General features: G+C 44.9%; 9 protein-coding genes and 1 pseudogene. 3 read left to right on the forward strand and 7 right to left on the reverse strand.

Annotated elements, in window-relative coordinates:
* Positions 1 to 25: 25 nt before the first annotated feature.
* The 6 genes and pseudogenes from cntA to ACFP56_RS10100 form a co-directional block, all read right to left on the reverse strand.
* Entirely contained in the window at positions 26 to 1,630 is a 1,605-nt protein-coding gene (gene cntA / locus ACFP56_RS10075) for a staphylopine-dependent metal ABC transporter substrate-binding lipoprotein (RefSeq protein WP_379233948.1), read from the reverse strand.
* 350 nt (positions 1,631 to 1,980) lie between these two features.
* Positions 1,981 to 3,066, reverse strand: a complete 1,086-nt coding sequence (locus tag ACFP56_RS10080) for a Gfo/Idh/MocA family protein (RefSeq protein ID WP_379233950.1) — start codon at positions 3,064 to 3,066, stop codon at positions 1,981 to 1,983.
* Positions 3,067 to 3,135: 69 nt separating this feature from the next.
* A complete protein-coding gene (gene pepT / locus ACFP56_RS10085) occupies positions 3,136 to 4,362 on the reverse strand; it encodes a peptidase T (RefSeq protein WP_379233952.1) in 1,227 nt (408 codons plus the stop codon).
* An 82-nt stretch (positions 4,363 to 4,444) separates the two neighbouring features.
* Positions 4,445 to 5,323 carry an SMP-30/gluconolactonase/LRE family protein gene (locus tag ACFP56_RS10090; protein ID WP_379233954.1) on the reverse strand — a complete coding sequence of 293 codons (879 nt, stop codon included), beginning with the start codon at positions 5,321 to 5,323 and terminating at the stop codon, positions 4,445 to 4,447.
* Positions 5,324 to 5,450: 127 nt separating this feature from the next.
* A complete protein-coding gene (locus ACFP56_RS10095) occupies positions 5,451 to 5,792 on the reverse strand; it encodes a YisL family protein (RefSeq protein WP_379233956.1) in 342 nt (113 codons plus the stop codon).
* A gap of 122 nt (positions 5,793 to 5,914) precedes the next feature.
* Positions 5,915 to 7,254: pseudogene (locus ACFP56_RS10100) on the reverse strand (MFS transporter).
* A gap of 214 nt (positions 7,255 to 7,468) precedes the next feature.
* On the opposite strand from ACFP56_RS10100, the gene ACFP56_RS10105 reads away from it, so the two are divergent.
* Together ACFP56_RS10105 and ACFP56_RS10110 are read left to right on the forward strand one after the other, a co-directional pair.
* Entirely contained in the window at positions 7,469 to 8,128 is a 660-nt protein-coding gene (locus ACFP56_RS10105) for a response regulator (protein WP_379233958.1), read from the forward strand.
* A 24-nt stretch (positions 8,129 to 8,152) separates the two neighbouring features.
* Positions 8,153 to 8,626, forward strand: a complete 474-nt coding sequence (locus tag ACFP56_RS10110; protein WP_379233960.1) for a glutathione peroxidase — start codon at positions 8,153 to 8,155, stop codon at positions 8,624 to 8,626.
* 76 nt (positions 8,627 to 8,702) lie between these two features.
* On the opposite strand, the gene ACFP56_RS10115 is transcribed toward ACFP56_RS10110, so the two are convergent.
* Positions 8,703 to 10,421: an ABC transporter ATP-binding protein gene (locus ACFP56_RS10115; protein WP_379233962.1), complete on the reverse strand. Its 1,719-nt coding sequence runs from the start codon at positions 10,419 to 10,421 to the stop codon at positions 8,703 to 8,705.
* 247 nt (positions 10,422 to 10,668) lie between these two features.
* Here ACFP56_RS10115 and ACFP56_RS10120 point away from each other — a divergent pair, with 247 nt between their 5' ends.
* Positions 10,669 to 11,490 (forward strand): sugar phosphate isomerase/epimerase family protein, encoded by an 822-nt coding sequence (locus ACFP56_RS10120; protein WP_379233964.1) that lies wholly within the window; start codon positions 10,669 to 10,671, stop codon positions 11,488 to 11,490.
* Positions 11,491 to 11,658 lie beyond the last annotated feature (168 nt).

An 11,658-nucleotide genomic window follows, 5' to 3' on the forward strand; every position in this document is an offset into this window, starting at 1 on the left:
AAATGTACGGTCCATCTGTCTATTTCTATTGAAGGTACATTCGCTCAAATGGTAGTTCAAATTGCGTTTGCTTGAACCCGATGCCCTGAAGACGAGTAGGTGCTACAACCGTTACACTCCCGTTAGTGAGAGGAATAAATACGGCTTCATCGTGAACAATTGTCAAAATGTCACGATACAGCGCTTTACGCGTATCTTCATCGACAGACACCATGACCTCATCAATTTTGCGATACAGCTCTTCCGCTTGAGGAATGCCGCTCGTGGTGTGACGATAGGAGGTCTCTGATGCGAAGGCCGTAATCGTGCTTTGCGGATCATAAGCTAAACCCCATGTCTGATTAAAAAGAAGATCATAGTCCCCAGTCGTTCTACGATTCGCTATGGAGCTGGATTCCTCCCCAATCAACTCCAGCTGAATGCCAATTTTAAGAGATTCGCTTTGCAGCAGCTCCGCCTGTATCTTCTGCGAAGACGAATTGACATCGTAATACAGCTTCATGGATAATGGCTTCCCATCCTTCACTCGAATGTCATTGCCGTCCACCGTTTGCCAGCCATCTTGCTCCAGCAATGCTAATGCTGCTTGTGGATTGTAATCCCTGTGCTTAAGCTCTACATTCGCATAGTTGACATTTGAAGAGAATAGCGTATTAGCAGGCGTTTCTGTACCGCTGAAAATTGCGCGGCTGATCGTATCACGGTCAACGATATGCCATAGCGCTTCGCGTACCGCTAGCTCGCTCACTGGACTTTCCTTCTTACTGCTATTGGCTACAATCATCTTCGTGTTCATGGGCTCGCTGCGAACAATCTGATAGTTTCCTGAATCTACGAGTCGCTGCATCGCTTCTACATCAAGGCTGTCTGTACCGCGATCATCGGTGAATACAAAGTTTACTTCTCCTTTTTGCAGGGCAAGCAGCGTCGTCTCGCCCGCTGGGAGTACTTTTGCAGTAATCGATTGGATTTGAGGTTCTATGCCCCAATAACGATCATAAACTTCGAAGCGAGCATATTGCTCGGTTACATGCTGAGTAAGCTTGTAGGGGCCTGTGCCATTGTAGCCTTTGACGCCATCCTTCGTTTCCCCGTCAATGAAGTCATTCGGCGATAAAAATACATATGGACGAGTCATGGAAAGCTCTAATAAAGCAGGGTAATAAGGCTCTGTCAGCTTCAATTGAATGGTATGCTCGCCCAAGATATGAATGTCTTCTATCATCGTAGATAGCTTGATCCACGTATGCTTGCTTGCATTGCTTTGAACCGCTTCAATATTTTGCTTTACAGCATCCGCATTGAAGGGTGCTCCATCATGAAAGGTGACATCTTTTCGCAAATGGAACGTATACTCTTTACCATCATTCGATATTTCCCATGAATCTGCGAGCAGCGGCTTAATGCCCTCCGGTGTGTTTTCAACGAGCGATTCGTATACCATCCCTTGAGCTGCCATTGAGCCTGGATACAGATGTGGATTCATATCGTTAATATCTTTTGCAGTTGCGTATACCAGCTCCTTCGTCTCTTGCTTAGCAGATGTGCTCCCTTGATTGTCGCTGCAACCGGACATCCATACCAACACCAATGCCCAAGCCAACAGTACAACTCCCTTTTTTATGTACATTCCTCTAACACTCCTTTTAATAAATCATAATAATTACGATTAACAACAAAGCTAATTGTAATAATAACTATTATCATTGTCAATTGAAAGTTTTCTATTTTTTTCTATATTCTTTTCTCTGCTCCAGTTGACAACTTTTCTGTGCACTGTTGAATTCAATTCAATCAAGTATTCGTGGTGAATGCCGTTGTTCGCCTCATCTCTACCGTTTTGATCGCATGAAAAAGCCCCTAGTAGCTGTGCGCAAACTGCAATTATGCAGTCACCCACAGCTACTAGGGGCTTACGGATTCATTTTTCTCGTTGAATTGTTGCTCGATGCTTGCTACAGCCGTTGTGCATAACACTCGTTACTTTTTCTCCGGCATTGCTTCTGGGCGCTCGCACGTGTGCTGCACCTCGTAATGACGACCTTCTGCTGAAGCAATATGCACGCCGTGCATAATTTCCAGCACTTGTAGTGCCAGCTCTCCACTTGCACGATGCGGACGATTTTCGCGAATTGCTTGCGCCATCTCAAGCAAGCCTACACCGCGATCTGGTCCATCATACGGATGGGTTAGCGCTATTTCTTCGAATTGATCACTACCAGCTTTTCTAAGCTTAACCGGACCAGAAAACGTATTCGGATCTGGAACAATCAAGGAGCCTTCGCTTCCATACAGCTCAATATTAGGAAGGGTACTTCCTCCTTTAATATCAAAGCTTGTCGTTAACGTAGCGGTTGCGCCACTTTCGAAATCAATGACGCTGTTAATATGAGTAGGTGTCTCTACTTCAATCATCTGTCCATTCAATGGCTGGCTTGTTATCTCACGTTCTGGATATGAGATGACAGCCGAGCCCGTCACACGCTTGATTGGTCCAAGCAGCGTAATGAATGCCGATAAGTAGTAAGGTCCCATATCGAACATCGGTCCTGCTCCTTTTGCATATAAGAAGGCAGGGTTAGGATGCCAGCTCTCAGGACCGCCAGAAAGCATAAATGCAGCTGCAGCTATCGGCTTGCCGATTACGCCTTCATCAATCAGCTTGCGGCAGGTTTGAATGCCGCTCCCCAGCACGGTATCAGGAGCAACACCGACGCGCAGCTTGCGTTCCTTCGCCTTTTCAATAATGCGCTTGCCATCTTCAACCGTAACAGCAAGCGGTTTTTCTGAATATACATGCTTGCCTGCTTCAAGCGCGGACAAACTAATCTCCGCATGCGCCTGAGGAATCGTTAGATTAAGCACGATCTCAATCTCTGGGTCTGCCAGCAGCTCATCTGTTGTGAGCACGCGTTCAATTCCATAAGTAGATGCCTTGCTTTTTGCCAATTCAAGATTCAAATCAGCCAATGCGACAACTTCCAACTGCTCATAGTGCACACAGTTTTTCAAATACGCATCACTAATATTGCCACAACCAATAATCCCTACTTTTACCTTCTGCACGTTGATGCTCCCCCATCCGTTTAATTCTATGCTGCTGAACTTATGCACTTGTTTATAGCGCCTGTTGTATCAGCTTTGCTTGCATTTTGCGATTTCAATAATTACCTGCACAGCCTTTTCCATCGTATCCAGGGCGACATACTCATACTTGCCATGGAAGTTTTCCCCGCCAGCAAAAATATTCGGGGTCGGCAATCCCATATAGGACAGTCTTGAACCATCTGTACCACCGCGAATGGGTTGAACAATCGGCTTAATGCCGAGCTTCACCATTGCGTCGTGCGCGCGATTCACAATCTCCATATTCGGTTCGATTTTATCCTTCATATTGAAGTAGCTGTCCTTGATTTCAATCTGAACAGAACCCTCGCCATACGTCTGCTGAAGCTCCTTCGCCACCTGCTGCATAAATTGCTTGCGCGCCTCATACTTGTTCTTATCGAACTCACGAATCAAATAATGCAGTGTTGTCTGCTCGACACCACCCTCGATATGATTCAAATGATAGAAGCCCTCATAATGCTCGGTATGCTCAGGCGTTTCCAGCATCGGCATCGCTGCCTGAAAATCAAGCGCAATTCGGGTAGAATTGATCATCTTGCTCTTGGCAGTCCCCGGATGAACACTTCGACCATAGCAGGTCACGACCGCACTTGCAGCATTGAAATTCTCATATTGAAGCTCTCCAAGCGGCCCGCCATCCATCGTATAAGCAAAATCAGCGCCGAAACGCTGCACATCGAAACGATCCGCTCCGCGGCCAATTTCTTCATCCGGCGTAAAGGCGACCTTGATCGTACCATGCTTTATTTCAGGATGCTCCTGCAAATAAGCCATCGCTGTCATGATCTCGGCAATGCCAGCCTTATCATCTGCACCAAGTAAAGTCGTTCCATCTGTTGTAATTAGCGTTTGCCCGACATACTGCTTCAACTCGGGAAACTGCTCGGGTGACAATACGATTTGTCGTGTATCGTTCAGTACAATATCTCCACCATCATAATTCTCTACGATCTGCGGATTCACATTTGTGCCGGTCAGCTCGGTTGCGGTGTCCATGTGCGCCAAAAATCCGATCACCGGCTCCTGCTGCTCGCAATTGGCAGGCAGCGTAGCCATAACGTATCCATTTTCATCTAAGCTTACATCCGTCAGGCCAATCTCCTTCAGCTCTTCTACCAGTTGTCTTGCCAGTACCCATTGTCCTTCGGTAGACGGGCAGCTGTCAGAGCTCGGGTCAGATTGCGTCCCGACCTGAACATAGGATATAAAACGTTCCAACAATTGTTCTCTCATAGGTAACGCTCCTTTTTCTTACATAACATATAGCCTCTATTTTACATGAGTGAACGTCAATAGTGAAATAACCCATTACCCGTTAATTGCTGCGCTTGAATGTTGGATTCAGCTTGCCGATCGCGTCAACCTCGATGCTGAACACAGAGCCTGCAAGCGGCTGTCCTTTCAGCTGCTCCTCACTCAACCCATAACGCGACGTCGTAATATATAGCGTGCTCAAATTCGCACCGCCAAAGCAGCAAGAAGTGACTTGCGAAGCTGGAAGCGAAATGCGATACAGCTCCTCACCAGTTGCCGGGTCCGAACACGTTACACAATGACCGCCCCAATGTGCAACCCATAATCTGCCTTCGGCATCCGTACACATGCCGTCAGGCACACCAAGCGAATCATCAAACTGCACAACAGGACGACGATTCGCGATCGTACCGCTTTCCACATCAAAATCAAATGCATCAACTCGTTTCGTAGGTGAATCAATGTAATACATCGTGCGTCCATCTTTACTCCAATCAATGCCGTTCGAGCAGCCTACCTGCTCCACATGCTTCTTGATACGACCTGCTGCATCACAGCTGTACAGGGAGCCTGTCCATCCCGGACCGCTCATCGGCATCGTGCCGATCCAAAAACGCCCTGCAGCATCTACTTTCCCATCGTTGCTTCGATTGTTAACCATGTCTCGCTCCAGCTCAGCAAGCAACGTTAGTCCGCCATCTCGCTCAGCAATATACAGTCCATCCTCAAGCGCGCATACTATCGTGCCGTCCGATGCTGGAACCGCAGCACCTATTCGTTGCGGCAAGGAAATAACATCATGCTGCTTCGATTCAACGTTGTACAGATGAACTTCCTTTTCCTCAATATCCACCCACATTAATTGATTGGAATTTTTCAGCCACTGTGGACCTTCCGTATGATGACATGGCTCTGAACTAACAAGCTTCAATTGATTCATCACTCATCCTCCATTCATCTTCATGAAAACGTTATTAAATGCATTATACAACAATATAAGGAAAGAAGTTCAAGACAATAAAAAAACTGCAGTGTGAGTTATAACCTCAACACTGCAGCTTAATTTGTTAACCAAATGAAATAACGCCATATCCGATTAGTACGACTACTACTAGCAAGATAACTAGTGCAATCCATAATGGGAGTACGTTCTTCCCTCTTTTACGACGACCAAGAATCATTTCCATAACACCGATCAGCAAGATCGCAAGAAGCATTTTCAGGTGATATGCGCCTTCGTAGCCTCCAATGCCGAACAGCATATAGGCACCTGTTCCTATCATAATCAGATAGAACAAACGCAGAATCATAGGAAGCACTTTGTTTTTATGAAGAAAGTAAGACAATACGAACAAAATAACTAGAATTATCCATGAGCTTGCATGCGTATGATAAATCGCAGTTTCCATTTTCAACTGACCTCCTTATTTTTCAAGTTATATGTATAGACTTTTGCCACATCTCTTAAAATTATAGCAGTTCCGCCATAATAATCAAATCACCGCTATGCTAAGATTGTGACGGTTTTGGCTCATTTCGCAAACGTAGCCTTTTTCTGATTCTCTTCAAGGTATTGAGCGACTTTCGCTTCATCTAGGCGATAAAAACGCATCGCAACCAGCATTACGCTGTAGCCAATAATCGGTACAAGCGTGAAAATGATCCATATGCCGTGCAGTGCTTCCTGCGTCTGCTGTGCGGCCTGCTCCACATAACCAAAATAGGCTAGCAGAACGAGACATAGCGATGATGAAAGAGCACCAGCCAGCTTCGTAAACATCGTCTGAACGGAAAAAGCTAACGCTGCCCGGTTATGGCGTTGCCGTATTCAATGCAATCAGCGGTAAACATGCCATAAAGCAGCAACGGAATCTGCATAACTAGTACACGAACCGCAGCAATCACTAAAAATAATGCAAAATGCTCATAGCCAACCGCATATTGTATTAGACATAATAGGATGGTAATGATGCAGCAAGCGATCATTAATCGCTTTTTCCCAAACGCTACAATAAGTGATGGCAGCAGTGGAGAAACAATGACTATTGGCAATACAAGAACAGCAAGCAGAACGGTCAGCATCTGCTCATTGCCCAAATTCGAATTGGCAAAATACGCCGCGATGGTCTGAAGCGTATTGGTAGCGCTCATGAATAGATAGCCCGTATAAAAAATAAAAAAGTACTTATTGCGTAATAAAGACTTAATAAACTGCCAAATCGGAACGGTTTCTGTTGTCCTATAGGACACTCTTTCTTTTGCCACAAAAGGCAGAGGCAGCATCGTCAGCAAAGCTGCTGCGCAGTACACGGCTACAGCTCCAAACCAACCAAGCGAGCCCTTTAGCATCATAAATACCGCTGTCGCAATGGCAGCAAGCGCTCCAGCCATACGTGCACTGGCAATTAACCGATCGCGCTCATACACGCTTGGACTCATGACGGTTGATAAGGAGAACATAGGGGAATCAGAGACGGTATAGGCCATTCCCCACAATATATACGTCATATAGGCAAACGCAAGCTTTAGTGAATAGGCGGCATCGAGATTGACAAAAGCAAACAGCAGCGTTAATGGAACGAATACGCTCATGAGCTTCAACCAAGGCGTATATTTTCCGGTTTTCAATTCCAATTTATCTACTACCACTCCCATTATCGGATCATTCAGCGCATCCCATAGCTTGGCAACAAACAGCAGTGTCGCTGTTGCACCTAAACTCAACCCTACCTCCTCCGTATAAAAATACGTTAGAAATTGGAGCTGCAGCATATAAATCAGATTTTGACCGAAAGAGTAGCTGCCATAGCTCCATCGCTCTAATTTGCTAGTAACGAGTGTTTTAGCTCGAGAGGCTGCATGTATCATCATTTCTCCCCTATTCTAAACATAATAGAATTTGCATTAGTAACTAATAAAAAATGACATTTTTCTCTTTATTTCTACAAATTGTTAAAATAAACATAAATATATAACTTATGATATACTAACTCTATCATTTCTGTACATTTAAACTTTATAAATATTCGTTACTTTTACCCTTAAAATATCTTATATATATGAATTGTTTATGTAAGGAGAAACTATGCTTATTAAATTACTACTCATCGAAACAAACGAGCATTTCGCTCAGCAAGCTGTCTCTTTATTAGAACCAATTGAACATATAATGATATGTGGATATGCTGCTACCTATGAAGATAGTCTTCAATTAATTGATAAATATGAACCCCAAATTGTGCTGCTTGAATTGAATTTGAATAAAGAACACGGTGTAACCTTTTCTGCAAAATTGAAAAAAAGGTACCCTCACATACATATCATTATTTATACCGACTACGACTACGTTCCGTTTTTTAATCAGCTTATTGAAAGCGGAGTTAGTGGAATGATGAACAAATCATCAGCGGTAGAAGAACTCCTATGCATGGTCTCCACCGTCATGAGCGGAAGGACGATTGTTCCCCTCACTTTATATAAACAAATCAAACTCCATCGCTCAGACCACGTCAAGCATTATTGGGAATTTGATCTTACTCCTACCGAGCGACATATCCTTGAGTTAATCTACGAGCGACATACGAATGCATTTATCGCAAAAACCATCTATCTTAGTGAAAGCTCAGTTGAAAAATATTTGCGAAAAATATACGATAAATTAGGAGTACGGAACAAAACCGAAGCCATCAAGCGTATGCAGCAGGATCTTCGCTTTCGTCTCGTCAATCACCATCAGGAGCAATAAATCTTGCTCTAAAGGAGGCTGCAAATGACCATTTACAACTTTGAAGTAAAGGACACGAAGGGTGAGCTTCACTCGTTACGCGAATACGAGGGCAAAGTCGTGCTTATCGTCAACACAGCAAGCAAATGCGGATTCACACCACAGTTCGAAGGACTTCAGGAGCTGTACAACAAGTATGCGGATCGAGGGCTTGTTATTCTCGGATTTCCCAGCAGTCAATTCAACAATCAGGAGTTTGAGAACATTGATGAGACAACTGAGTTTTGCCAGCTGAACTTCGGTGTCACTTTCCCGATGTTTGCAAAGGTCGATGTAAATGGAGATCAGGCAGATCCATTGTTTCGTTACTTGAAGGAGCAAAAACGCGGCGTACTTACACGCAAAATTGAATGGAATTTCACAAAATTTTTAGTTGATCGTCAAGGTCAGGTCGTGAAACGCTTCGCCCCGACAACTACACCTGCCAAATGTGAAGAGGAAATCATCAAGCTGCTGTAGTACATGGAAGCAACATAGAAAGGCTGTGACTGTGCTCTGCTATCTCGTAGCAAAACACGGCCACAGCCAGTTCCAGTTATTGCAAGCCAAACTGAGCTTCATAGAGCTTGGCGTATACACCATCAGCTGCAAGCAGTTCATCGTGACTGCCCTGCTCGGCAATGCCGTCCTCAGTAACAACGACGATAACATCAGCACTTTTTATAGTAGCTAAACGATGTGCTATCACCAGTGTTGTTCTTCCCGCTGACAGCTCAGCGAGTGACTGCTGAATCGCTACCTCTGTTTCAGTATCGAGCGCAGATGTCGCTTCATCAAGAATGAGAATCGGAGGATTTTTCAAAAACATGCGCGCGATCGCGATTCGCTGTTTTTGTCCGCCGGACAGCTTAACGCCCCGTTCTCCTATTACGGTATCCAGCCCATCAGGCTGGTCCAGCAAAAAGGATTCCAAACGCGCACGCTTGGCGGCTTCCCATATTTCAGCTTCTGTTGCATCAAGCTTGCCGTACTGTATATTTTCACGAATCGTACCCGCAAACAAAAATACGTCCTGCTGCACAATTCCGATATGCTTGCGCAAGGAATGCTGGGTATATTGCCGAATATCTACATCATCGATCCGAATTGAGCCTTTCGTTACTTCATAAAAGCGCGGCAGCAAGCTGCATATTGTCGTTTTACCCGCACCAGATGGCCCTACAAAAGCAACCGTCTGGCCTTGCTTGATCGTTAGATCGATATTGCTTAAAATTTGCTTGTTCGTCTCGTAGCCGAAGCTCACTTGCTCAAATGTAATCTCGCGTTCGAAGCTTTTCAGTTCCTTCGCATCAGGCGCATCCTCGATATCCGGAGCTGTTTCCATCAGCTCGACATATCGCTTAAAGCCCGCGAAGCCTTGCGGATAGCTCTCGACGACCGCGTTAATTTTCTCAATCGGACGGAAAAAGACGTTCGTCAGCAAAATAAAGGCTAAAAACTGACCGTGGCTCAGCTCACCTTGGATGACAAACCATCCACCACACACCAACACGAACAATGTAACAAAACGCATCATCATATACGTAATGGAGCCGTTTTTGGCAATCAGCTTATAGGAAGTTAGCTTCGTATGCTTAAACTGCGTATTGTTGCGGGCGAATTGCTTCTCTTCAAACGCTTCATTCGTAAACGCCTTAACGACGCGAATGCCTCCAACATTATCTTCAATTCTGGCATTAAAGTCGCCAATATCCTTATAAAGCTGATGGATCGCTGCTGTCATTTTTTTATTGAAGTACATCACGACGACGATAATGAACGGCACAACAATAAAGGTTAGCACTGCCAGCTTCCAGTTTATCGCTAGCATAAGCACGAATGCACCAATAAGCGTCATAATCGCTATAAATAAATCCTCTGGCCCGTGATGCGCCATCTCGCCAATCATGTTCATATCATTGGTCAATCTGCCTATCAGATGACCGGTCTTAGATTGATCAAAAAATCGGAAGGACAGCTTCTGGATATGTGAAAATAAGTTTCTCCTCATATCGGTTTCGATGCTGATCCCTAGCGCATGTCCCCAGTAGTTGACGACATACATCAGTACCGTATTGACGATATACAGCACTAGCAGTGCCAAAGAAGCGGCGATAATGCTGCCCCATTGTCCTGTCGGCAGAAAATTATCGACAAAATACTGAACCGCAATCGGGAATGCAAGCTCAAGCAATCCAACGATAATGGCGCAGCCAAAATCAAGTAGAAACAATTTTTTGTAGGGCTTATAAAAACTAAAAAACTTTGCTATCATTCACTAATCTCCTTCTGCTCGTACATAGAATCATAGCCTGAGTATATGCAATGATGTAGAACGTTGCAAGCGCAATCAACTCATTGTCATTCGTTATTTCGGCAAATGTACAGCTGCAAGGGTACATTGCAAGCTGACAGAAACGAGCATAACGACTAAAATTGGAGGAACATACGATGGTTATTTTGATAAGGCAGGTCAATCAATTCAATAGCTCTCATTCACCACATAATGGAGGTAGCCTTTCATGCTAAGAGGATTAAGTCAGGCTGGACTTGGGCCAATCAACGATTATATGCACTATATCGAACTTGCTGCACAGTACGGCTTTCAAGCCGTTGAGCTGGATGCCGCTTTACTTATTGAGCAATACGGTAAAGCGCGTGTAACAGAACAACTTGATCGCTTTCGATTAACGGCTGGAGCCTTTGATCTTGGCGTACAATGGCGCGAATCTGAAAAGCAATTTCAAGCCGATCTTCTTCGACTGCCCGCTCGCATTTATGCGCAATCACTGCTTGGTGCTAAGGTGTGTACGACTTACATTCTTCCTTCAACTGATCTATCTCCTGCACACTTTGCACTTGAGACAGTCAATCGATTACGAAGCTGTGCTAAGCTGCTTCAGCCCTATGACATCTCGCTAGCTCTGGAATTTGTTGGGCCGCATCATTTGCGGAGCCGATGGAAGCACCCTTTCCTCTATACCCTAGAGGATACCCTTGCATTAATTGATGCGATCCAAATGCCTAATGTTGGTCTGCTGCTCGATGCTTATCATTGCTATACAACAGCACTTAGCTGGGAAGAAATTCGCAGCTTGCCTCCTTCGCTTGTTAAATACGTGCATGTCAATGATGCGAAACCGCTGCCTATTAAACAGCTGCATGACCAGGACCGTCTATATACCGGCGAAGGGGTAATTGATCTTGCTTCGTTTATAGCAGCGCTGCGCGACATTGGTTATAGCGGCATCGTTGCGCAAGAGGTCCTTACCTCCGAGCAGCCTCCTAGCCTGGAGGATGCCCTATTCCGTACAAAAATGGGATTTGATGTTTTGTTCGCCTAGGGCATGTCTAATAGTGATCGCCGCCTTTTCGCCCATGCTTCGCTTTCGTTTGCCTGACAACGTCCCCTGGTACGCCTTCACAAACGCGCCTTGCGTGATCTTTGGCAACATTTTTGCTGTCCTCTTCGACACGCCCTAGTATACCTACCCTATACATAACGAAAAGCT

Origin of the sequence: Paenibacillus septentrionalis (assembly GCF_042659865.1) — a bacterium.
Taxonomy (GTDB): Bacteria; Bacillota; Bacilli; order Paenibacillales; family Paenibacillaceae; genus Pristimantibacillus; species Pristimantibacillus septentrionalis.